The sequence below is a fragment of the Flavobacterium sp. genome, assembly GCF_027484945.1.
GTDB lineage: Bacteria > Bacteroidota > Bacteroidia > Flavobacteriales > Flavobacteriaceae > Flavobacterium.
This window is the reverse complement of record NZ_JAIXRZ010000034.1, coordinates 1-23,297: the sequence shown is the minus strand read 5'-3', so window position 1 is coordinate 23,297 and position 23,297 is coordinate 1. Positions and strand designations below refer to the sequence as shown.

The window sequence follows — 23,297 nt, the reverse complement described above, 5'->3', positions numbered from 1 at the left end:
TTTCGGGTGGGCATAATACAATCAGTGAGTCACAAAGGTAAGGTTTTTCAATCCAACAAAAAAGGGAACCGAAGCCCCCTTTTGATTAGTTTAATCGCAACATTTCATTTGTAATGTCAACACTGGGCATCGGGAGAAATTGCAAATCTTTATGTTTAAGGATTTCTGTTTGAAATGATTCTCCTTTTCGTCTTCTTTTAACTTCAAGAACATTGTTTTTTTCTGAAAAAAATAAAGGTTCTTCGAGCGTAAGTGATTCCATTCCGTTGGTGATTAGGTAAAATAGCGTGTTTTTTTCTAAAATCGTATCCTTTCGATACACCAGGCCTTGATAAACGCACACCAGGGTTGGAAATTTAGCGCCTACGATATAATGATTTCCGCCTATTAGGGTGATAGAATTCGTTTCTTTATCCGTAATACAAAGGACATTTTCGAGGTAATTTCCATTTTTCTCATAAACATACAACTTGATATTTTCTACTGGAAATTTCCAGTCAAACAAAAGGGTAAAGGAAAAATCGCTTGACCCTGATGCTTGGCTCCAACTTTGGATTGAGAAAAGAATGTATACAAAAAATACGTTCTTCATTACTTCCTATAAATTTAATAATTTAATATCGCCCGCTGGCGTCACAATGTAATAGCGGTTGTTGCGAATAATGGTGTTTTTCGGTAGTTGGTCTTCTTTGAGTTTGATGCGAACGGTCAGATCGTAAAAGGCCTGAATAGAAGGTTCGGCTACATCACCGTTGATCACAAAACTGTGGTCTTTCATCAGCGCGGGATTGTAGTATTCGGTGCTGTTTTTCTTGATATCGTTTACCGAGCTTTTGGGGTCAAAATTGGCGGATGCTTGGGCATAAGCAGTGTATTTGCGGTAACTCTCCATCGGATACGACACGTTGAAGCCCTCTTGCAGGATTTTCTCTTTTTTACTTAAGTCCATGTTCATCAATAGCGAATAATTGGCCGTCATTTCTTTGAATTGTTCCAAGGCTTTGCGTTGCATTTGGGCGCGAATTTGATCAAAATTGACCGTGACATAATCTACTTTGGCCAAGTCATAAATTTCATTTTTTCCACAAGTAGAAATAATTTTATCCATATCGCGACTGGAACGAAAGCGAATGATAAGGTTCTTTTTCAACTCAAAGCCCGAAGGTTTTTCATTGTAGGTTTTGGGGTTGAAGATTTTTTTCTCCACCGCATATTCATACGTTGGTACAAACGAAATCATATCGGTCATTACCACAATATCTTTACTGTAAGTATCCAATTCTTTGATGACATTGTTGATGCGTTCATCCATTAAATTGGTGGCTTCTTCGGCCGATTTTCCCAATTGTAATACACTAAAGGTGGCTACTTGTGTGGTCGCTTTTTCGTTATAAATTCCTTTAATTACGATTACCATCTCGTTTTCAGTACTCGAGGTAGTTTGTAGCGTATTGACCCGATTGACCGAATACGAATTATTACCGTAATTGACATTTCCTTTTTGAAGTTCGTAGTTGGCATTGCCCGAAGCTTCAGAATAATTGGCATTACCTGAATGTTGTGCCGTTGCCCACAAAGTGGTAAATACAGTTGTTGCTAAAATTACTTTTGTTTTCATACAAATGGAGTTTTTAAAATTTGATGAAGCAAAAGTATATGGCAGAATTTCCAACCTTTGGTAAATCGACTTTCTCTTTACTGTAAAGTTATTTGGTTATTTTTACAGTGAATTTACAGTGAATTTACCACAGAGATTTTCATTGTCCTCCTACCTTTGAACCACGGCATGAATGAAATGCAACATTTTCAGGAATTAAAACGACGAGTGCTCGAGCGCTACCGTCAGGATTATCCGTATTTTCAAGGGGACTGGAAATCGTTTTCTTCTCAAGACATTTTGAATCTTATTGCTTTATTGGAAAAGGAATGTAAAGAAACGGTGAGTGAGAAATGGATTTATACCCATTTAAAACCAGAAACGAATACCAAGTTGCCCCGAAAAAACATGCTGCATGTATTGTGTCGATTTGTAGGTGTGTCGAGTTGGGATGAGTTTATTTTTGAACCTGACACTGCACAACATACCGTTGCTTCTTCGGTAGTTGTTTCTCGTTCAAAACGCGGGTATGCTTGGCTGATAGGGATTGGAGTGTTGTTGTTGTTGTTGATTGTAACGTATTTTCTTTGGACAAAAGAAAAAGAGGCAAACATACCTTCCGTGAAATTGCAAAATCAATACACCAAAGAAACCGTGGACAGTTCGGAAGTTCAAGTCTATGATGCGACAAATACTACTGCGGTCAAACCGATGACTCAGCAACAGTTTGAGGACAAAGTTCGAGAAAACCCCTTAACTGTCTTAGTGAAAAGTCCGTTTTATAAAGATACCATCGTGCAAATTCCACCGAGTTCTTCAGTTCAAACGCCACCTGTAGTAGCCTTGCAACCCGATGATTACGCCATGATGGTGAAAGCCTTTTTGAAAGCTGATATTACCGATTGGCAAAAACGAAAGACACAATTGAAGCAAATTCTTTCGGAAGAGTTGGAAGTGATAGTGATGTTGAAAGACGGTCTCGGTGCCGAGTTTTACAATAAAGCCCAATTTGTACAAAAGTTAACCATTCCCACACCTGTATTGAAACGGTGGGAGATTGTGGATATAAAAAATGAACCCGACGGAAGGCTCAAAGCAATCCGTATCAAACAAGAATAAGCATGCGCAACGCGATTGTATGTATTGTTTTTCTATGGTGTGCTTCGGTGTGGAGTCAGGCCGCTACAGAATCCATGAAAACCACCAACGAACAATCGTTGAAACAGGTTTTTGCGGCACCTGTTTTGCAAGCGTACCAAGAAAATTCGGATTTAAAAATTCAAGAATTGTTTTTTTACTTGCAGCAGCTTACGCAACCTAGTCTTGAGGCATCGTTGCGAAAAGAAATTGAAACCGCTTGTTTGGCCTTGTTTATTAATGATGATGCGTTGGTAGTGGATCTTACTTCTCCTACGCCAACGCTTATTACTATTGCTACTTTACTCCAAAAATTAGCACAAACGACTCCTATCCAACTTACAGTATCGGAAAGTGTAAAACACAATACGGTCACCTACCGCAGTTGGATGTGTAGCTACACGATTGGATGTGTTCAAAACGAAAGTAAATGGAATTATACCATAGCACAAGTCGTATATTTCGCATTACAACCCCAACAATTTGGTACCCATTACCAACAAACTTACCAATATCGTTTGGGCGCGATGAAGTTACGGTAAGTTTCGTAAGGCTTCGCGTTTGCTTAAGGGTTTTAAATCGGTATTTTCTACAAAATCACGCACGCCATTTGGATTGAAGCGATTGTAATCACGCAGTGCCCAACCAATCGCTTTTTGGATAAAGAACTCTTTAGAATCTTTATGATTGTAGCATTCCGCTTTTAGCAAGTCAAAATCGGTTTGGGCTTTATATCCCAATTGAAAAAGGATGCCGCTGCGATTCAACCAAAGAGAAGGAGCAGCAGAAAACCGTTCAATGACTGATGGAATAGTTTCGGGAAATTGTTTTAAATACCCGCCCAAGAGATATTTGGCTATAAAATCGACACTATCCCACCAGGAATGGGTTATAATCAAATGTTCAATGAGGTGTATATCTTCGGGTAAGTACTTTTTTTTCACCGCTTTATAGAAAAGCTCCATGCCACAATAATGGAATTCTCGGTAGGGTTGCACAAAAAGCACTAAAGTATAGGCGCGGAAATTATCTTGAATAGATTTCTTGTTTTGGGCATACCAAGTGTTAAACAAGTCCCTGCGCTGGGTGGCTTTAATACCTAAGAATTCAAAATTGTCTTTCATGTACGCTTTCATCGGGACAGCGTTTTCAGTCTTTTGGTGCTGTTTAAAAAGATGCACCAATTCGTCAATCGGAGGCATGGGTAAATTGTTGATTTAAGTTCGCTTTTTTTTCCCGACAAGCCAGTTCTAATTCGTCGAAAAAAACAAAGAATTCATTTTCAAATTCGGTGTAAAACTGCTTCAACTCGATCATGGCATCATGCATTTGTGCGCGTTGTTGGGTGCGACGATCCATTTGAAATAAAATTTTCTCTAAACCTTCCAACGAGGAATAACACACCAACCAGTTCCGTGCGATCATATAGGGCACCATGTGCTGTGTTTTTTCAGTAAGCCAACTGTGTTTTTCTTTGAGTAAGGCATAGAAATCGGCGGCATATTCTTCGAGTGAGGTGGCCGAGTAACGACTCCAATTTTTCGCCAAAAAATGATCGTAAAAAATATCCATGATGACACCCGAATAGTGTCCGTACTTTGCGTGTAATCGGTGTTTGCTTTGCCGGTACAACGGATGCGCATCGGTAAAACTATCGATAAAACGATGCAATAGAATTCCTTTTTGAATTTCTAATGGAAAAGTTTGGTACTGTTTTCCACGTACACTATCCGCCATAAAATTGCCGATTTTTAGCAAATCATGCTCCCCGGAAAGATAAATGTGTGCCAAAAAATTCATGAAAAAGTACGATCGATGGGTAAAGATAGTAACTTTTTAAATCAAATTTTGTAATGTTTTTGATTGTCGCAAACAATAAGACGTTACTCAATATTTGAATTGGCGGAAGTTGTCTTGGTTTTATGTTGCAATAGTGCTTCTTTACGCAGTTGTTGTAAATTCTTAGAAGCTTGGTTTTCTAGTATATAATTATCCAGTAATTCAATAGCCATAGCGGCTATTTTTTTATCTTGATGAAAGCCTAATCCTTGTAATGTTCGAGTATCAAGCGGAATTTGAAATTCCTTAGCCAATAAAAGACAGAATTTTACAAGTTGTGGCGTAGCATCGATTAACCAATTGCCAATATTTTCTAGGAGGTTTTGTGTTTTACCGGTATATAGCTTTACTAATTGCGCATATTCCGCATCACTTAGCGGTATTGAAAACGCATTGAAAAGGGTAGGTTGTAGCCCATTAAGAAGAAGTATTGCCTTAATTGATTGAAAACGCACTTCGTTTGATTGATGGTTTAGTTCGGTTTCTAAAAACGGGAGTGCCTCTTGACTGTTGGCTATTACAGCAAATTGAATGGCCTCCACTTTTTGTGCTAGAGTTCCCGATGCAATTGTGCGATTTAAGAATGCGTTTAATTCCAACTTATGCATTAAAAGCGCTAATTTAGTTCGGTTTCCTGGTAAGCAGTAGGGTGAATTGGCTACAAAAAGTTTGGCTGTAAATTCGCGTAAATTTTCAGGATTACCCTTTAATACTTTAGTTTTAAAATAGTCCAATTCAATTTCTGTTTCAATAGTATCCCAAGTATTCGAAAAAAAAGATTGAAGAAACGTTGCAATTGTTTCTTGAAAAGAAGGGGAATAAGAAACCAATTTTTCGGAATTGTTTTTTTGAAAAAATTGCATACCAATATAAAGTACAGACAAACCTGCCAGAATTGGTAAAACGATGTTTTCCACTATACTGAAAGCGATTACGTCTTGAAAAAATGTTGCAATTAACGCGCGCATTGTTATTGTTTTAAACGAATTATAGTCCTCAATTAAAGAGGGTGATACCATACGTTGTAAATTTAGCAAAAAATAACCGATAATTAAAAATTGAGTTCCTTTTTAAAGAATCGTAGAAGCAATTGTTTGACCAATAGCCGTGAAAAGTTCAGGATTAATTAGAATCCAACCCAAAGAAGCGATACAACTCAATGTAAGGAAGAGCCAAACACCCTTGTGTAATGAGGCATTAAAATGTTCAACATTCATTAAAAACCGACTCGTTATTCGTGTGAGAAAAACGATTAGAAGTGTTAAAATAAAAATTGAAACGAAAAAACTATACATGCGATAGTTTGCATTCCAATGAAAGGTATCGGCCCAATGAACAATCCACTGAATTGGCCCAATGGTCATTGATAGTAATGCTATCGGAATTAACCAACAAAGGCCTACAAATAAATAGGTGTGGTAATTGTTTCGATCCATTTTAATTACTTGGGTTTGCATAGTCACACTGCTTCTGCTAAAAAGGCTAAGCGAAGTTTTTCCAGAATGTCTTCGGGATTAAAAGGTTTGGAAAGAATTTCATTAGCTCCTTGTTCGATAGCCTTTTCTATGGTTACCGATTCATTACCAAGCGAAGAAACTACAAATACAGGACGATTTGGATTTAATTTTTTGCTTAGGGAAACAATTTCAATTCCCGAAAGGTACGGAAGCATTACATCGGTGATCACAGCATCGGGATTGAAAGAATTTAATTTTTCCATTCCTTCCTTTCCATCGATAGCAAAATCGGTTTGGTAACCTTCACGATTCAGCATGAATTGCAAAATCGTTTTGATCATTTTATCGTCTTCGATAATCAATATTTTTTTCATAGTAGGTTGCATATGCCAACAATTGTTGGGGGTTAGTAACTTGGGGTAAGTTGATACAAAAGTAAAAAGTACCTGTAGGTAACTCAAAATAATATCGCTATATGCACTAAAAAATCGATAAACAAAACATATTGCTTAATTGAAAGAAAAAGGGCGATTTTTTTTGATTTTTATCGACTATAATAGAAGAGTTTTTAAGGTGAAAAGCCAACTATTTTTATAAAAAAATCAAAAATAACCTACAGTTTAAAAAGCAATCTAAACGGTTTTGAGTCTTGTTTAGTTGGATTTCCCTACTTTTTGATACAATTCTCGGAAACGATTTGCAGTAGAATTATCAGAGAAAAAAGCATGAACAACCATAGGTTTACGGTAGGTTTTAATGGTTTTTATTTGCTTCATAATTTCGCTATCCGACATGTCACGATGAATTGGATGGTTGACAAAAAATTGACCATAACGTTCCATCGCTAATCTCTCGGTTTCTAAAAGTTTTGCATCACCCTTATCCTTTGGATTTAATAAAGAAACAATACTGTTTATTTTACCATTTAAAAGATAGGCTAACATTTCCTCATCGGTGGGGCAGGGGGTAAGGAATACTTCGTTTTCTAATTTATAAATTGGACCGCGTTCAAATTGTTTTTTATTGTCCAAACTCCGTTCTGAGTTGGCAACCCCTTTTACTTTATGTCCCGTTTCTTTACGAATGATGTTTTTAAATACATTGGCCCGATCCTTTCCTAAATAGCAATGCACGTAGTATTTGCCTTTTAATTCATGGGCCATTTTACGAATAACGGTAACTGTAGAATCATTTTTGGAAACCCAAGGTAACATTGGGATTGCAATTAATTGTATGCCTGCATTTTTGGCATTAATTTGTTCTTTATTCATTAAAATAGGTTCTGCAGGAACAACCAATTCATGCAATAACGATATAACGCCATCGTATCCTTCGTTTTTTAATTCCCTTAATTTATCGGCATCGGGATAGGGACCAAAATGATATTCTGCACTATTACTTTTATCCACCGATGTGGTTGTGTTTATGGTTGTGAGTATTTCGGGTTGAAAACTAAATATATATACAGCAACTACAAAGGCAACACTTAATACAGCCCAAATTGCTTTTTTAAATGGCGTAAGTGGGCTATACGTACTGGTTAGGTATTGGGTTGTTTTGGTGGTTAAATACAATACTACCAATAAAAATAAAACAATTACCCCTTTTTGTGCACCACTTTGTGCCTCTTCACTCCAATTATGGGCACTCGCCCAATCGGCCATCCAGCGGTTTGGTCCAACGGTTAAACTCAATAGGCCAAGTGGAAAAACCCAACATAAACCCAGATAAAGAAAGGTGAGTATATTTCTACGGTTAACTTTTAAGTATAAGGATTTCATCGTCGTATGGGGTGTGTTTATAGTTGATATTGTAGTTGTAATGATAGATTAAGTTCGTTTTGAAATTTGTTTTCAAAGTACTCTTGGCGGTTAATTGAAGTAGAGGCACTCATAATCCATTGCTTGAAAAACACTTTACTGTAGGAAAGTCCAAACCGATACGATTTTAACGTGACGCGCTGTGCAAACTGAGGCAATACTTCTCGTTCATCAGGAGAAGTTCCATACCCGATGCTGGCTCCCCAAAAATTAAATCGATTGGGGCCATAATTCCGATAATTAACCGAAAAGGAAGGATATGGTTTTTGATTGAAACGGAAAAACGACCGTAAATTTAGAAAACCATTTCCGATGTATTTGCTAAGTCCTGCAATTCCGTTGTAGCTTTCGTTATTGATTGATTGGTTGTAACGCATCCCCAATTCGCTTTCCCAACCCCCATTCCAGTTAATAAAACCTGAATAACTGAGTCGTAGTTTGGGAAAAAAATTCTCATTGCCGGTACCAATATTAAAATACGAATAACTAAATGGAAGTAACCGTACAAAGGCATCTACTTCAAATAACGAACCCGAATTTTTGGTTTGTCCATACGAAACCCGATTGGCATAACTGTAGCGACCAATTAAGCTAAAGCCGGGTCGTTGCCGAACAAAACTCAAACTTGTATAATTCCAGGGTCCAACACCGGGTCGATTAAAGCCGGTATAATTGTAGGATACGCTAATACGGTTGGAATTAGAAACGAGTTTCAATTCTAAAACCTGTTCTTTTAATCGCGCATCATTAGGATATTTAGCACTTAATTGTTCCAAATAAGCTAAGGTTTTCGCTTCATCGGCTTGGGTTGCGAGATATCGAATTTTTAGTTTCTCCAGTTCTATGGCATTGGGGTGGAGTTCCAATCCTTTGTGTAAGGTAACTCGAGCACAAGCCGTATCTTGCTGTTCCAAACATAATTGCGTTTGGTATAAAAAGGCTTCTCTGTAGCGTGGATTTTTAGCAATAACATAGTTGAAATAATAGGCCGCACTATCTTTTTGATTTAAAAAACGGTGTGTACGTCCCAAAGCAATATGAAAATCCAAGTAGTTGGGTGCTATTTTTTTCCCTAAACGCGCTAGTTCGAGTGCTTTTGTATAATCTTTAACCTCGTTTATGGTTTTATTGGTCACCAAAAGTAAACTATCGGAGTTTATTTTTTTTTGCGCCCAAATCGAACAACAAAATAAGCTAACAAGGAAGGTGGATGCTATTTTCATCATAGGGTACTTTCAGTAAATCCGGTTCGTTCCATGACTCCCCATTTTTTTTCTTTATTTAAGAAAAAATTGTAGTAGCCTTTTAAACAGGAATAAATTAATAGTGGGTGATAAATAAAGGGCTCTATTAAAACCATTGCAATTATAGAAACCATGTCTTTAATGCCTTGAAATTGCTTATAGATCAATTGATCGATATAAATCGAAATTAAGGTAAATGTAGTGAAGACCAAATACGTAGTCAAACTCACCAAAAACAAAAAGTAAACATCCAAACCAAAAAAGAATAAATCGGCGAGAATAACCAATAATCCTAATAGCTCTATAATGGGCAATGCAAATTCAAAAAGCAAGAAGTAGGGAAACGCCAACAATCCCGTTCTGCCGTATTTAGGGTTAAAAAACATATCCCGGTGGTGGTATAAATTTTGAGCCAACCCTCGTGCCCATCGAACCCGTTGATTAATGAACGTTTTTATGTCAGTTGGCCCTTCGGTCCAACATAACGACTCTGGGAGGTAGACAATTTTAAATTTTGTTTTCTTTTCGTGCAGGTGTTTACGTATTCGGGTAATTAACTCCAAATCCTCACCTAAGAACCCAATGTGATAGCCTCCGACTTCAATCACTCTTTTTTTGTCAAACATTCCAAGAGCTCCCGAGACTAAGAGTAAACCATTAAGTTTACTTAAAGCCATACGACCATATCGAAAAGAACGAATATACTCCAACTCCTGAAATCGAGCGAGCCAGTTTTTAGGGTATTTGGAAGTGACTATGGTTCCATGTTTAAATTCACTCGAATTGGAAAGGCGAATTGCAGCTCCAGTGGCGATAACCTTATCGGGCTCCTTTAAAAAAGGTTTTACCAATGTGGCGAGTGAATCGTTTCGCAAAATACAATCAACATCAACACAAACAATTAAATCATATTTTGAAGCATTTATTCCCGCATTTAAGGCATCCGATTTACTTCGAATATTGGCTTTGTCGACAACGAGTAATTTATAATAAATTGGATTTTTAGATCGGTAATACCCAAAAATTGCAGCGGTAGGAATATCTGAATTGGTTTCATGATCAATTTTTATCAATTCAAATTTTTCAATCAGCTGTTCCATGGTATTGTCAGAACTTCCATCGTTGACAATAACAATTTCATATTTGGGATATTCTTGTGAAAGTAAGGATAGAATATTGGATACAATGGTTTTTCCCTCATTGTAAGCCGGTGCAATAATCGAAATCCCCCGAGAGTTATTGGAGCGAATTAAAATACTTTTATGAAAAAAATCATTGTAGAGAAAATACTTGTTGATTGCAGCAATCGATAACAGGGCTTGAATAAGGTATAATGCTAAATAAATTAGCGCATAAATAGCCAAACCGACTTCAATCTGTTTTACAAGGGTTTCCAAGATATACGGTGATTAATTAAGCACTAAATGAGCGATTGCTTTTGATGCTCCTGCTGAAGATGAAACGTCAGAAATTTTCAAATCCTCTTTAAATTGCGCTAGTAATAAGGTCAACGCTTGTGAGGCAATCTTTTTGTTTTCGTGTAAAATCAATAATTGCAACTTCCGGTTATCAATAGCCACGTTTAAATTGATGGCGACCATCAAACACAATTGTATTAAGTTTTCGTTTTGCGAGTCCAACCAAGTGTTAAATTCAGTTCTAACCGATTCCCTACGATTTTGGTATAACTCAGCCAACATAAGCAATTCTACTTCTTTCAAAGGTTCGGGATAATTTGCAATTATAGTGGTATCAAAATTAGAGGCCACAACCATTGCTTTTAACACATTAGATCTAATTTCAAATTGTTTTGACTTTAAAAGCGGTTTTAAATAGGGAAGTGCTAAATGATTGTGAAGTGTCTGTGAATGCTGAATGGCGATGATTTTTTGGTAATTATTTCCAAACTTGATTTGCCGATTAAAGGTATTGTATAAGTCAAAAGCTTCAACTATTTCTTGGACTAAATCATTTGGAGTTTCCAAAATATTTTTTTTAATATGAATCAAATGTTCAATTAAAAGTTTTATCGTTTTTGGATTTTTTCGAACCTCATTATTTTTAAAATAGTCCAGTTCAGCTTTTCGTTCCTCAGTATTTAGTCCTTCAAAAAAATAACGAATTAAAAAAAGTTCAACGAATTGCTTTTCTTTAACTTTTGTTTTATCCTGTTTATCATCGGATAAGCGGTAATACAAAATGAAAAATACTAAACCGATTACTGCCAATAAAAGTAAAGGGATAAAAATATGCTCTAAAGCATACGCCGTGTGATCACGGTGAAAGATGATGAGTGTTCGGTTCATAAGGACTCAGTTTGGGGCTTGTGAGTTTTACAATACAAATCTAACCTCCATTCTTTTGATAAGGCCTAGTTAATCGTTGAAATGTATAAAAACTCGACAAAATGTAAAAATTTTACAAATTGTTTAACGCTTTCTGTTAGGGTAACTAATTTTTGTGAGACTAAAATGGAGATAAATGCGAATAAAAATGAAAATTCATAAGAGAAAAATTATCTTTGCAAGCACTTTAATTTAATTGTTAAATCATATGACTTTAATAAAATCTATTTCTGGAATTCGAGGAACTATTGGAGGCAAAGTAGGCGATAACCTCACTCCCCTAGACGCTGTAAAATTTGCTTCGGCTTATGGAACTTTCTTAAAAGAACAGGGAACTAAAGATAAATTGAAAGTAGTTATTGGTCGTGATGCCCGAATTTCGGGTCCGATGATTCACAACCTTGTGGTAAATACCCTTATTGGTTTGGGTATTGATGTAATTGATCTTGGACTATCAACTACCCCTACTGTTGAAGTGGCTGTTCCTCTAGAGCAAGCCGATGGTGGAATTATTTTAACTGCATCGCACAACCCAAAACAATGGAATGCCTTGAAATTATTGAATGCCAAAGGTGAATTTTTAAGCGGGGCCGATGGTGCCAAAATTTTAGCGATTGCTGCCAACGAAGCTTTTGATTTTTCAACCGTAGATAATTTGGGCGAAGTGATTCAAAATGATGCCTATATGGATATTCACATTGATGAAGTACTAAATTTACCGTTGGTTGATGCAGCGGCAGTAGCGAAACGAAAATTTAAAGTAGTGGTCGATGGTGTTAATTCTTCTGGAGGAATTATCATCCCCAAATTATTAGAACAAATGGGGGTTGAGGTAGTCAAATTGTATTGCACACCCGATGGTCATTTTCCGCATAATCCCGAACCTTTGAAAGAGCATTTAGGCGATATCTGTAAATTAGTACTAGAAGAACAAGCCGATTTTGGTATTGTAGTTGACCCCGACGTAGACCGCCTGGCATTTATCTCCAACGACGGTGAAATGTTTGGTGAGGAATATACGCTTGTTGCCGTAGCCGATTATGTTTTAAGTAAAACACCCGGAAATACCGTTTCGAATATGAGTTCCTCCCGCGCGCTCCGAGATATTACCGTTAAGCACAACGGTTCATATGAGGCGAGTGCTGTTGGAGAAGTCAATGTAGTTGAAAAAATGAAAGCAACCCAAGCCGTTATTGGTGGTGAAGGTAATGGAGGAATTATTTACCCGGAACTCCATTACGGTCGCGATTCGCTCGTAGGTGTAGCCTTGTTTTTAACCCATTTGGCCCAACTGGATACTACCGTAGCCGATTTGCGCGCGAGCTATCCCCAGTATTTTATGAGTAAAAATAAAATCGAACTTACTCCTCAAATTGATGTTGATGGCGTAATGGCAACCATTGCAAAAAACTATGCTTCGGCGGATATTTCAACCCTTGATGGAGTAAAAATTGATTTTCCTACCGAATGGGTTCATTTACGGAAATCCAATACAGAGCCGATCATTCGTATTTACACCGAAGCACCTACTCAAGCTGAAGCTGATGCGCTAGCTACACGTTTTGTAAACGAATTAAAATCAGTAGCCGGAATCTAAATATGCTAAAAACATCAAAAAAACCACTTCATTTGGAGTGGTTTTTTGTTGTACGCCAATATTCTATTGGGAAAAGGAAAAGAAATCCTATAAAATAGCAACCGATATCTGCCCAAGCGAAGGAAGTGCCCAATACGGCGCGCGCAATCGCGTTGTGTTCCAAACCCAATAGGGAAATACAATCGATAGATTGCAAAAATTCAATGATCAATGCAAAAAGTAAACAGGCAGTTGCTACAACTGCTGTAGGTTTATTTACCCCACTTTTCACAAAATAAAAGAGCAAAAAAATAACCAATACATCGCCTAAATAAGGACGTATAAAGGTGTCGCTTACCCATAAAGTAATAGCAATTTCTGCACAGAGAAATGCTATAAAATAAATGAAAGCATGTTTGTCAAATTGCATGAGGTAAAAGTACAGTGTTTTTGAAATGAAAAAAAACGTAGGATGCAACTTTTGAACCTTTCATTTGAAATGAGTATTATTGCCAAAATTTTGCTCATGATCAATAAATTAATGGTTCGCATTATATTGCTGTTGCTTGCTACAGGAGTAATTTCATGTACTTCAGTTAACCGGTATAACCAACGATTAGTCACACCCATTCCTGTTGTGAAATTGCAAAAAGACATCCAATTTATCGAGCGAAAATTACACCGGTTATATCCCAATTTATACGGCTATATTTCAAAAGAACAACTGGCGTTTAAATTTGATAGTATCCGAAAGGTCGTTAATCGACCGATGACCACTAAAGAATTTTATTTTGTGATTGCTCCCGTGATTGCTTCGGTTCGTCAAGGACACATGACTACTGGGTTACCCCAACCCTTAGCGACCAAAGCACAACGTAAACATTTTAAAAACAGAGGTGAGGGCCCACTCACGCAATTTACAACTGAGTGGATCAATCATAAAATGATTGTTTTGAAACACCGTTCGGATAAAAAGTATCTAAAACCTGGTGCCGAAATTGTTTCTATAAATGGAATTACCCCGCAAGCATTGTATACTAAATTTCGTCCAACTTTAACTTCGGATGGATTTAATGAAACGTATATTCGACGTGGATTCGGAAAACGTTTGTCAATCTATTATACCGGTGAGTTAGGCCTTCAAGATAGCTTGCAAATGGTTTTCAAACAAAAGGATTCGCTTTATTCCGAATGGATCAAACGCAAAGCAAAACCCATTAAAAAAAATACGATAAAGTCAACCCAAAAAATGACTAAAACACAACCCAAGGATACTTTAAAGCCGCTTGATTCCCTTTCGAAAACACCTAAAAAAGAACCTCGTTTTACCCGAAAAGAACGCCGTATTTTTGATTGGGATCCAACGACTAAGGAGTTTTCCGTAGCATTGAAAAAAAGTGTATTGGATTCTTCTCTATACGTTTTACGGATCAAAAATTTTTCAGGAAGCAAGCACCATAAGGCTTATTCCCTTCTTTTTGATTCTATAAAAAAAATGAATTTAGCGGTATTGGTTTTAGATTTACGAGATAATCCTGGGGGCCGTATTGGTGATGCGGTGAATTTATACCGTCATTTTATTGATAAAGAAACAATCCTGTTGCGACCTTCGGAAGTTACTTCCAAAACGAGCCTTTGGAAACTAGGGGTATTACCCAAGTTGTCCCCAATAGGATATCCGTTTTTTTTAGCGGGCTATCCCTTTTATATGGGATTTAGTTATTTTCGAACAACCAAACGTCCCGAGGGTGGCTACCAATACAAATTGGTTGGTAGTCGAACGATTAAGCCTGCGACTAATGCTTATCTAGGGAAGCTCTTTGTATTAATAAACGGAGGAAGTTTTTCTGCGGCTTGTATTGAGTCTGTAGCGTTAAAAAACCGTCCAAACACCTATTTTGTTGGAGAAGAAACGGGTGGCGCTTTTAATGGTACGGTGGCAGGTATTATGCCTGTTGTTCGCTTACCCTATTCCAAAATTAGTGTTCGTCTCGGACTCATGAATGTGCAAACTATAGCGCAATCCGAGCGTGAGGGTCGAGGTGTTTTCCCCGATATAACAATTCTTCCTACGATCGAAGATCGCGTCAAAGCGCGCGATCCAGAGTTAGAATACGTTGTAAAAATGGTGCAACAATCACGATAAATAAATAGAAAAAAACTCCCAATAGTCAACTATTGGGAGTAAGTGTTAGTGTTCTTTTTTGACAAAGCGAGCAGTATTTCGAGCTATAGGAAGTTCCGACTTGGGTTCGGGTTTCGTAGTGGTAAAGTGGCCATTTTCATCCACATAGACTAGCATACTTTCAAATCCTTTTCCCTTATTATTATTTAATTTACGGTCGGCTTTTTTCTTGTCTTTTTCTTTTTGTTTGAGGGCTTTGTTTTTAATACTTTGTTTTTTAGAAAACGAATCAGGCATAACTATTCAATCGATTTTAGTGAACTATTTCAGTGATAGGTCGTCCATTTTGTTTTACAATTTGGCGCCATAAGGGTTGTTCGTTTTGGGTGCAAAAGCTAATCGCCTGTCCCGTTTGTCCGGCACGACCGGTTCGACCAATGCGGTGAACATAGGTTTCTACTTCATTGGGTAAATCAAAATTGATGACCAAGGGTAACTCTTTGATATCGATTCCACGTGCCGCAATATCTGTTGCTACCATTACTTGTATGGTATGTGATTTAAAATCAGCAAGTGCTTTTTGCCGCGCCGATTGGGATTTATTTCCATGAATAGCTGCAGCAGTAACACCTTGCTTCTCGAGTTTTTGAACGAGTTTGTTTGCACCGTGTTTAGTACGCGTAAACAATAAACATTGATTTCCGTTATGCTTGCTAAGTACCTGAAGTAACAACGTTATTTTTTCCAGTGGATCGACTACATATACCGATTGTTCAATTGCGGCCTTTATAGATGAAACCGGGTTGGCATCGACCTGTACGGGTTGCTTTAAAAACAACGGAAGAAGTTTTTGAATTGATTCGGGTAAGGTAGCTGTGAAGAATAAAGTTTGCCGTTGTTGAGGTATAAAGCGCAATACGGCTTTCATGTCGTGGATAAACCCCATATCGAGCATGCGATCAGCTTCGTCTAATACCAAAACTTCAATGGTTTGAAGATTGATTTTTTGTTGGCGCACCAAATCGAGAAGGCGTCCTGGGGTAGCAACCAAAATTTCAGGTCGCTGTTTGAGTTCGCGAATTTGATTTACTTCAGACACGCCTCCAAAAATCACTTGAGAACGAAAGGGAGTATGTTTGCCCAAAGTTTGAAAGGTTTGTTCTACTTGTGTTGCCAATTCCCTAGTGGGAGTAAGAACTAACACACGAACAGCGCCCATTAGTTTGGGTTTTTGTTGCGCAAGATGCTGTAAAATAGGGAGTACAAAGGCAGCGGTTTTACCCGTACCGGTTTGTGCACAACCAATGAGATCATGTCCCTTTAGAATTTGCGGGATTGCTTTTTCTTGTATAGGGGAGGGGGTTGTAAATCCAGCTTCGCTTATCGCTTGTTGCAGCGAAGGAAGTAATGAAAATTGTTGAAAATGCATAGGAATACGAATTAAGGATTAGGGATACCTAACCGTGTGTATTCGATTTGAATAGTAGAAAGGGAGACGAATTGGAAGAAATAACAAGGCGTAGTCGCTTTTTGTTCGATTTACGCCTTATTTAAAAAACTAATCAGCACTCTTTTACGAGTGAAACAAATACAAACCAGTTGTATTTAGTATCGTTTGTGGCTGTTGAATGAATTACGAGAATTCGAGTTACGGTCTTCACGCGGACGTGCTTCTGCAACTGAAATGGTAAAACCATTCAATTCACTGTTGTTTAAATTTGAGATGGCACGAATACCTTCTTCTTTTTGAGCCATTTCTACAAAGGCAAAACCACGCGGACGACCGGTTTCACGATCGGTGATGATTTTTGTAGAAGTTACTTCACCATAAGCGCTAAATGCTTGGTTTAATTCAGATTCTGAGGTGTTATAACTCAGATTGGAAACATAAATGTTCATAATACTAAAATTGTTTTAAATTAAAAAAGGCAGTACTGAAACGCCAAAACTGAAGAGAAAAAAGAGGTACTTAAAACAAATTTTAAAATTCAGAACGAGCATTGGCAGAGAACCAATCGTGGCAAAGGTAGGGCGAATAATTGGAACGGAGTGCTAAAAAGTGATTTATTTTCAATAGGTTAGGTTTTTGTTTAGGGTTTGAATGGCTATTTATACTAATAATAAAACCTATAAATTTATTTTTTACGAACTACAAGACAACATGGAGCAACCTACTTTAGTCCGCGCCCAATCCGGGCGTTTGGCAAACCATTTTTCGTGTTCGGGTTGTTCGTCGTACGGATGTTTGAGCATCTCATATAATTCAGCGATCAAACTAAAATCGTCTTGATTGGCGGCATCAATAGCCAACTGTGCCATATAATTGCGCAAAACATATTTGGGGTTAACACGATTCATAGCTGCTACTCGCTCGCTATCAGGACGGGCTTCTTTTGCCAAACGCTGAAGGTACTTTTGCATCCCATCCAACCAAGCGATTTCCACTGCACCTGAACATTGACTAGGGGTGTAAAAAGCGTCCTCTAGTTTCGCTAAAGCGGCTTCGGGACTATCCGATTTTTTTACGTTTGCTAACAAGCGAAAGAATAGGGTATAGTCGGTTTCGATACGTTCCAAAAGCGTCATCACCTCTCGAATAAGTCCTTCATCGGAATTCAATTCAAATTCGAGTCCGAGCTTATTGCGGTTCATTTGCAAAAAGGCCGCATCAAACTGACAACCGTAGGCATTTAAAATCGCTTCCAAGGGTTCGACAGCTCCAATTAAAGGGTACAAGGCATTCGCTAATTGAATGAGGTTCCAAAGGGCCACATCGGGTTGATTACCATAGGCATAGCGGTGGTGCTGACTGTCGGTGGTATTGGGGGTCCAATTGCGATTAAAATCTTCTAACCATCCATAGGGTCCATAGTCAATCGTTATGCCATGAATCGACATATTGTCGGTATTCATTACACCATGCACAAATCCGACGCGTTGCCATTCAACCATTAAATGAAGTGTTTTTGAACAAATGGCTTGAAAAAAAGCAGTGTATTTTCCGGGTCCTTCACTTGTAATTTCAGGATGGTATTCTCGAATTACAAAATCGGCCAATTGCTTTAGCTGCTCGTGTTCTTGTCGAGCGGCGTGGACTTCAAAACTGCCAAAACGGATAAAGGTTGGAGCTACTCTACAAATCACTGCCCCTTTTTCATAGTCGGGATTACCATTGTATAAGATATCGCGCAAGACTTCATCGCCTGTTCCGATAAGGGATAACGAACGCGAAGTAGGGATTCCCAAATGATGCATTGCCTCACTGCAAAGATGCTCCCGTATAGACGAACGTAAAACCGCTAGTCCATCACCTTTTCGAGAATAGGGTGTTTGGCCCGCGCCTTTAAGTTGCAGTGTCCAAATTTGGTTGTAGTACTGCACTTCACCCAAAACGATTGCTCGGCCATCACCAAGCTGCCCAGCCCAATTTCCAAACTGATGTCCGGCATAATTCATGGCAAACGGTTGCGTAGTAGGATAGACTTTTTTCCCCGAAAAATAATTGATAAAAGCTGCAGATTGGCAATCGATGTTGTTCAAACCTAAAAGTAGCGCCACTTCAGTTACAATATGGATACTGTAGGGATTGCTTGGAATTCGGGGTACTACTGCAGAATAGTGTGCTTTTGTAACCTGACGAATAGTATTGCTGGTTACCGAATCGGGCGTTAGTGCTGTTTGAAAACGGGGTGTAAAGCATAGCTTTTGCATTGTGTAAAGGTAAGAAATTTTAATCGAGGCAACAAAGCGATAAGCTGCTTGCCGGCAGGCAGAAGAGTCAATGAGTCAATTGTGTAAAGGTTTATTGTTTCCTTAGCGATTTCAATTATCTTTGCCGTACAAACCTCTGACCCTATGATTACCACGGCATTGAAAACCGAATTGGAACAGTATTTTGAGACGTTTCGTAACGGCATAATTGGCATTGATCAGCAATTTGAAACGCCTTATGGAGTTAAACCCATGATATATACGGATTGGACAGCTAGTGGCCGTTTGTACCGACCTATAGAGGAAAAATTAACGAATATATTTGGTCCTTTTGTAGCCAATACCCACACAGAGACAACAGTATCGGGTACGGCAATGACATTGGCTTATCACGAGGCAAAACAGATTATTAAGCGCCATGTGAATGCTAATGAAAATGATGTGTTAATCAATACAGGTACCGGTATGACCGGTGTGGTTAATAAATTTCAACGCATTTTAGGATTAAAAGTTCCTGAAAATTTAAAGGAGTACCTCAATTTGCCTACAAATTTAAAACCGGTAGTTTTTGTATCGCACATGGAACACCACTCCAACCAAACTTCTTGGATTGAGACTATTGCCGATGTAGTAGTTATTCCAGCAAATGAAGACGGTTTATTTTGTTTGGAGCAATTCAAGCAGCTAGTTGCAAAATACAAGGACCGCAGTTTTAAAATTGCTTCGATTACCTCGTGTTCGAATGTGACAGGAATTCAAACCCCCTATCATGAAGTAGCTAAAATTATGCACCAAAATCAGGGCTTGTGTTTTGTAGATTTTGCTTGTTCGGGTCCGTATGTACAGATCGATATGCATCCTGCCGATCCCGAAGCCTATTTGGATGCCATTTTCTTCTCACCGCATAAATTCTTGGGTGGGCCAGGCACTTCTGGTGTATTACTTTTTAATAAAAATTTATACAAAAATAATGTACCCGACTGTCCAGGAGGTGGAACCGTGAGTTGGACCAATCCATGGGGTGAACATAAATACATTGACGATATCGAAGACCGAGAAGACGGAGGAACACCAGGTTTTTTACAAGTGATTAAAACTGCTTTGGCCATTCAATTAAAAGAAGAAATGGGTGTACGAAATATTTTGAAGCGCGAACACGAGTTGGTTGATTATGTATTTGAACAATTGACTCCCATTGAAAATATTATACTTTTAGCAGGGCAACACCAAGATCGCTTAGGGGTTATTTCTTTTTACATTACCGATTTGCATTATAATTTAGGGGTAAAAATCCTAAACGATCGTTTTGGAATACAAACGAGAGGTGGGTGCAGCTGTGCAGGGACATACGGTCATTATTTACTTCATGTTGACCAGGCAACTTCGCAACAGTTGACGTGTTCAATCGATCAGGGTGATCTTACTCAAAAGCCTGGTTGGATTCGCATGTCGATTCACCCAACCACAACAACCGCTGAAATTGAATATGTGTGCCAAAGTATTATTGAATTGGCTAAAAATCATCATGAATGGGCAGCAGACTATAGCTATAATCCAAAGAAAAACGATTTTACCCACCGAAATGCGGTGGCAACAGAACAGCAAATGGTTAACAGTTGGTTTAACCACTAGGATTATTTGACAAAGTACAATTTAATGCGACAATACATCATTGAGGAAATATGATGTTCTTTCTGCTAAAGAAACACAGTAAATCACCAATTGTACACCGAAATAAAAAAAACGATATTAAATTTTAATTGTCCAACCAAAAGGGTCCTCTTCAAGTTTGTGTTGAATGTTGGTTAATTTTTCTTTCAAAAAAAGCGCCATGGGTTGCTCTTGAGGCGTGAGTTCGTAATAATTTTCGCGGTATTGAAACCCTTTAATCGGACTCACAACAGCGGCAGTTCCGGCGCCAAACATTTCTTTTAAACTTCCATCTTGAGCTGCATTCACTAGTTCGTCTACCGTTAGAGGACGCACATCAACAGTTATACCTTCGTTGCGTGCAATTTCTAAAAGTGATTTTCGCGTTACTCCATCTAAAATTCGTTCACTCGTAGGAGCCGTAATTAAGGTGTCGTTAATTCTGAAAAAGATATTCATGGTTCCCGCTTCCTCAAGTTTGGTGTGGGTTGCATCATCGGTCCAAATGATTTGTTGAAATCCTTGTGCATTGGCCAATTGTGTGGGGTAGAACTGCGCTGAATAATTCCCAGCAGCTTTTGCAGCACCAATACCTCCATTGGCAGCACGGCTATAATGTTCAGCAATGATTACTTTAACTTCGCCCGAATAATAGGATTTAGCAGGTGATAAAATAATCATAAAACGGTATTGTGTTGAAGGTTGTGCAATAACCCCCGAACCGATAGCTATCATAAACGGACGGATATACAAGGAGTTTCCTTTTCCACTTTTTACCCACTCTTGATCCAGAGCCACCAATTGTTTAAGCCCTCCGATAAAGATTTCTTCAGTAATTTCTGGCATTGCTAAACGCGTAGCCGATTTGTTGAAACGATCCATATTCTGGTCGGGACGAAATAACCAAACGTGATTAGTAGTATCGCGGTAGGCTTTCATTCCTTCAAAAATGGCTTGCCCATAATGAAAAACTTTTGCCGATGGGTCAATTAAAAAGGGTTCGTAAGGTTTTATGATGGGTTTTTGCCATTGGCCCTCTTTAAAATCGCAAACCAACATATGGTCGGTAAAGACATTTCCAAACGTAAGATTTTCAAAATCAACCGAAGTAATTTTAGAGTTTGATACGTTAACAATATCAATTTCCGGAGTCTTTTCTGTATTCATTATAATCTAATAGTCCCTAAATCCTAAAAGGGATGAAGTAGGGTATAATATTGTATTTATGTTTTTTGGCTAAACTACTAAAAAAAAAGAATAGGATACTAGTTTTGAAATAAAAACATTGCAGTGCTAGATTTTATAAAAAATTAAAAAAATAAGCTCAAAATCGTATTCCTTTTATTTAAGAGTATAACTTTGTAAAAATTTCAATTTAAATCGTATGAAAAAAATAGCAATAGTAGGGATAGTGGCCTCTTTGGTTTTGGGTTTTTCCATTATGGCGCAAGAAAAACAAAACGCTGCACAAAAAATAAAAGTAGCTTATAATGCTGACGACTACAAGCTTTTCGGTGCTCCATTCGAAATGAAAAAGGTATTGAATGAAAAACAAATGTTGAAAAAGTATAAAGGGTTAAAAAAAGGGGATACCCTAACCGTCATTTTTAAATCAAAAATCAATTCCGTTTGTAAAAAGAAAGGTTGCTGGATGCGCTTAAGTTTAGGAAATTCAGAAGAATCGTTTGTACGTTTTCAAGATTACGGTTTTTTTGTTCCTTTAAATGCGGATAATGCAGAGGCTGTGATAAAAGGGAAAGCTTTTGTTGAGGTCGTTTCGGTAGATGAATTGAAACATTATGCAAAAGATGGAGGAAAGTCGAAAGAGGAAATCGCAAAAATCAAAAAACCTGAAGTTACCTATGCTTTCACAGCAACAGGAGTCTATCTAAAGAAATAACAATGAAGCATGTTTTCTCCCTGTATTTACTTCTTTTTTTAGTGGCTTGCCAAAAGAAAGAGGCACCGTCTAGCAAAGAAGTCAAATCTAACGAAACCTGTAAACAGTCCAAAACGAGTGCTCCTGATGAAGGCTTTGAGATGTATCAAATGTCTGAAATGGCCTCCTTGATGGAGCAAATGTATGTTGACAATAAACGCTTACGTGAACGGATTATTAAAGGAGATACTGTAGGGAGTTTTCCAGCGCATTTTTTGAAAATTTATTCAGCTACAATGACTGATCCTGAGGATAATGATGCATTTTTTAAATCGCAGGCAAAAGCGTTTATAGCAGCACAACAAAAAATATATAGTGATCCAAAGAATGCTAAAGTTCATTTTAACGCGGGTATTGATGCCTGTGTTCAATGCCATCAACAAAAATGTGGCGGTCCTCTAGTGCGGATAAAAAAATTATACATTAAGTAGTGAAACGTGAAATTTTACAAACCGGTGATGGTTCAAATACCATTTTTTTGCCGGATTGGAATGAAAGTTATCACTCCAAACATGGTGCCCTACAAGAAGCCTATCATGTTTTTGTAGATAACGGACTTTCACTTTTTGACCAATCGAGTATTTCGATCTTAGAAATAGGATTTGGTACTGCGCTCAACGCTTTTATCACATGGTTAGAGCATACTAAACGCAATCAGTCGATTTACTATGTTGGTGTTGAAGCATATCCAGTGTCCATACAAGAAGTTGCTTTAATGCAGTACCCTAAAGCATTGCAAGTACCAGAATATCAATCGGTTTTTGATCAAATACATGCGATTGCATGGGAAATTCCTACAGCGATCTCTGAACACTTTACATTAACCAAACGGCAACAATTTTTTCAAGACATTACTG

The 23,297-nt window shown here is 37.9% G+C and carries 24 protein-coding genes and 1 pseudogene; 8 read left to right on the top strand and 17 right to left on the bottom strand.

All coding sequences use genetic code 11. The features are described from left to right. Window positions 1-85 precede the first annotated feature (85 nt). Window positions 86-592 carry a hypothetical protein gene (locus Q0039_RS05685; protein WP_297510424.1) on the bottom strand — a complete coding sequence of 169 codons (507 nt, stop codon included), beginning with the start codon at window positions 590-592 and terminating at the stop codon, window positions 86-88. A 6-nt stretch (window positions 593-598) separates the two neighbouring features. Continuing rightward, window positions 599-1,618 carry an SIMPL domain-containing protein gene (locus Q0039_RS05680; RefSeq protein ID WP_297510421.1) on the bottom strand — a complete coding sequence of 340 codons (1,020 nt, stop codon included), beginning with the start codon at window positions 1,616-1,618 and terminating at the stop codon, window positions 599-601. Window positions 1,619-1,795: 177 nt separating this feature from the next. On the opposite strand from Q0039_RS05680, the gene Q0039_RS05675 reads away from it, so the two are divergent. Both Q0039_RS05675 and Q0039_RS05670 read left to right on the top strand, forming a co-directional pair. After that, window positions 1,796-2,716 carry a hypothetical protein gene (locus Q0039_RS05675; RefSeq protein WP_297510418.1) on the top strand — a complete coding sequence of 307 codons (921 nt, stop codon included), beginning with the start codon at window positions 1,796-1,798 and terminating at the stop codon, window positions 2,714-2,716. A gap of 2 nt (window positions 2,717-2,718) precedes the next feature. Then, window positions 2,719-3,276 carry a hypothetical protein gene (locus tag Q0039_RS05670; RefSeq protein WP_297510415.1) on the top strand — a complete coding sequence of 186 codons (558 nt, stop codon included), beginning with the start codon at window positions 2,719-2,721 and terminating at the stop codon, window positions 3,274-3,276. On the opposite strand, the gene Q0039_RS05665 is transcribed toward Q0039_RS05670, so the two are convergent. The 9 genes from Q0039_RS05665 to Q0039_RS05625 form a co-directional block, all read right to left on the bottom strand. Continuing rightward, window positions 3,268-3,936, bottom strand: a complete 669-nt coding sequence (locus Q0039_RS05665; protein ID WP_297510412.1) for a DNA alkylation repair protein — start codon at window positions 3,934-3,936, stop codon at window positions 3,268-3,270. The genes Q0039_RS05670 and Q0039_RS05665 overlap by 9 nt on opposite strands. Then, window positions 3,923-4,534, bottom strand: coding sequence for an acyl carrier protein phosphodiesterase (locus Q0039_RS05660; RefSeq protein WP_297510409.1), 612 nt, complete (start codon window positions 4,532-4,534; stop codon window positions 3,923-3,925). Before Q0039_RS05660 ends, Q0039_RS05665 begins: the two co-directional genes overlap by 14 nt. Window positions 4,535-4,617: 83 nt before the next feature. After that, window positions 4,618-5,592, bottom strand: coding sequence for a hypothetical protein (locus tag Q0039_RS05655; RefSeq protein ID WP_297510406.1), 975 nt, complete (start codon window positions 5,590-5,592; stop codon window positions 4,618-4,620). A gap of 51 nt (window positions 5,593-5,643) precedes the next feature. After that, window positions 5,644-6,030 carry a hypothetical protein gene (locus Q0039_RS05650; RefSeq protein WP_297510403.1) on the bottom strand — a complete coding sequence of 129 codons (387 nt, stop codon included), beginning with the start codon at window positions 6,028-6,030 and terminating at the stop codon, window positions 5,644-5,646. A gap of 2 nt (window positions 6,031-6,032) precedes the next feature. Beyond that, complete coding sequence (locus tag Q0039_RS05645) at window positions 6,033-6,404, bottom strand: response regulator (protein ID WP_297510401.1); 372 nt, start codon at window positions 6,402-6,404, stop codon at window positions 6,033-6,035. Window positions 6,405-6,683: 279 nt separating this feature from the next. Next, on the bottom strand, window positions 6,684-7,811 hold the full coding sequence (locus tag Q0039_RS05640; protein ID WP_297510396.1) for a hypothetical protein: 1,128 nt from the start codon (window positions 7,809-7,811) through the stop codon (window positions 6,684-6,686). Between the two features lie 17 nt (window positions 7,812-7,828). Then, window positions 7,829-9,076, bottom strand: coding sequence for a YaiO family outer membrane beta-barrel protein (locus Q0039_RS05635; RefSeq protein WP_297510393.1), 1,248 nt, complete (start codon window positions 9,074-9,076; stop codon window positions 7,829-7,831). Further along, on the bottom strand, window positions 9,073-10,491 hold the full coding sequence (locus Q0039_RS05630) for a glycosyltransferase (RefSeq protein ID WP_297510389.1): 1,419 nt from the start codon (window positions 10,489-10,491) through the stop codon (window positions 9,073-9,075). The genes Q0039_RS05635 and Q0039_RS05630 overlap by 4 nt, the downstream gene beginning before the upstream one ends. A 12-nt stretch (window positions 10,492-10,503) precedes the next feature. Further along, window positions 10,504-11,400, bottom strand: coding sequence for a hypothetical protein (locus tag Q0039_RS05625; protein WP_297510387.1), 897 nt, complete (start codon window positions 11,398-11,400; stop codon window positions 10,504-10,506). 247 nt (window positions 11,401-11,647) lie between these two features. Here Q0039_RS05625 and glmM point away from each other — a divergent pair, with 247 nt between their 5' ends. Next, window positions 11,648-13,036, top strand: coding sequence for a phosphoglucosamine mutase (glmM, locus tag Q0039_RS05620; RefSeq protein ID WP_297510383.1), 1,389 nt, complete (start codon window positions 11,648-11,650; stop codon window positions 13,034-13,036). Between the two features lie 28 nt (window positions 13,037-13,064). Here glmM and Q0039_RS05615 read toward each other — a convergent pair whose 3' ends face one another. Next, a complete protein-coding gene (locus Q0039_RS05615) occupies window positions 13,065-13,445 on the bottom strand; it encodes a DUF2809 domain-containing protein (protein ID WP_297510380.1) in 381 nt (126 codons plus the stop codon). A 96-nt stretch (window positions 13,446-13,541) separates the two neighbouring features. Between Q0039_RS05615 and Q0039_RS05610 the strand changes: the two genes are divergently transcribed. Then, window positions 13,542-15,161, top strand: coding sequence for a S41 family peptidase (locus Q0039_RS05610; RefSeq protein ID WP_297510377.1), 1,620 nt, complete (start codon window positions 13,542-13,544; stop codon window positions 15,159-15,161). Window positions 15,162-15,206: 45 nt separating this feature from the next. Here the strand turns inward: Q0039_RS05610 and Q0039_RS05605 are convergent, their stop codons facing one another. The 4 genes from Q0039_RS05605 to Q0039_RS05590 all read right to left on the bottom strand — a co-directional run bounded on the left by Q0039_RS05605 (window position 15,207) and on the right by Q0039_RS05590 (window position 18,851). Next, on the bottom strand, window positions 15,207-15,437 hold the full coding sequence (locus Q0039_RS05605; protein WP_297510374.1) for a hypothetical protein: 231 nt from the start codon (window positions 15,435-15,437) through the stop codon (window positions 15,207-15,209). Between the two features lie 16 nt (window positions 15,438-15,453). Continuing rightward, window positions 15,454-16,569 (bottom strand): DEAD/DEAH box helicase, encoded by a 1,116-nt coding sequence (locus tag Q0039_RS05600; protein ID WP_297510371.1) that lies wholly within the window; start codon window positions 16,567-16,569, stop codon window positions 15,454-15,456. 176 nt (window positions 16,570-16,745) lie between these two features. Next, the gene (locus tag Q0039_RS05595; RefSeq protein WP_297510368.1) at window positions 16,746-17,039 is read right to left on the bottom strand and encodes an RNA-binding protein; all 294 of its coding nucleotides are present in this window, start codon (window positions 17,037-17,039) and stop codon (window positions 16,746-16,748) included. Between the two features lie 243 nt (window positions 17,040-17,282). Beyond that, window positions 17,283-18,851, bottom strand: a complete 1,569-nt coding sequence (locus tag Q0039_RS05590) for a protein adenylyltransferase SelO (RefSeq protein WP_297510365.1) — start codon at window positions 18,849-18,851, stop codon at window positions 17,283-17,285. Between the two features lie 144 nt (window positions 18,852-18,995). On the opposite strand from Q0039_RS05590, the gene Q0039_RS05585 reads away from it, so the two are divergent. Next, the gene (locus Q0039_RS05585; RefSeq protein ID WP_297510362.1) at window positions 18,996-20,483 is read left to right on the top strand and encodes an aminotransferase class V-fold PLP-dependent enzyme; all 1,488 of its coding nucleotides are present in this window, start codon (window positions 18,996-18,998) and stop codon (window positions 20,481-20,483) included. Between the two features lie 117 nt (window positions 20,484-20,600). Here the strand turns inward: Q0039_RS05585 and Q0039_RS05580 are convergent, their stop codons facing one another. Then, window positions 20,601-21,668 carry a branched-chain amino acid aminotransferase gene (locus Q0039_RS05580; protein WP_297510359.1) on the bottom strand — a complete coding sequence of 356 codons (1,068 nt, stop codon included), beginning with the start codon at window positions 21,666-21,668 and terminating at the stop codon, window positions 20,601-20,603. Window positions 21,669-21,885: 217 nt separating this feature from the next. On the opposite strand from Q0039_RS05580, the gene Q0039_RS05575 reads away from it, so the two are divergent. From Q0039_RS05575 to Q0039_RS05565, 3 genes and pseudogenes are all read left to right on the top strand, one after another. Continuing rightward, window positions 21,886-22,401: a DUF4920 domain-containing protein gene (locus Q0039_RS05575; RefSeq protein WP_297510356.1), complete on the top strand. Its 516-nt coding sequence runs from the start codon at window positions 21,886-21,888 to the stop codon at window positions 22,399-22,401. A gap of 2 nt (window positions 22,402-22,403) precedes the next feature. Next, the gene (locus Q0039_RS05570) at window positions 22,404-22,871 is read left to right on the top strand and encodes a hypothetical protein (protein WP_297510353.1); all 468 of its coding nucleotides are present in this window, start codon (window positions 22,404-22,406) and stop codon (window positions 22,869-22,871) included. After that, a pseudogene (locus Q0039_RS05565) lies at window positions 22,871-23,297 on the top strand (SAM-dependent methyltransferase); the annotation flags it as partial. The gene Q0039_RS05570 and the pseudogene Q0039_RS05565, both read left to right, overlap by 1 nt.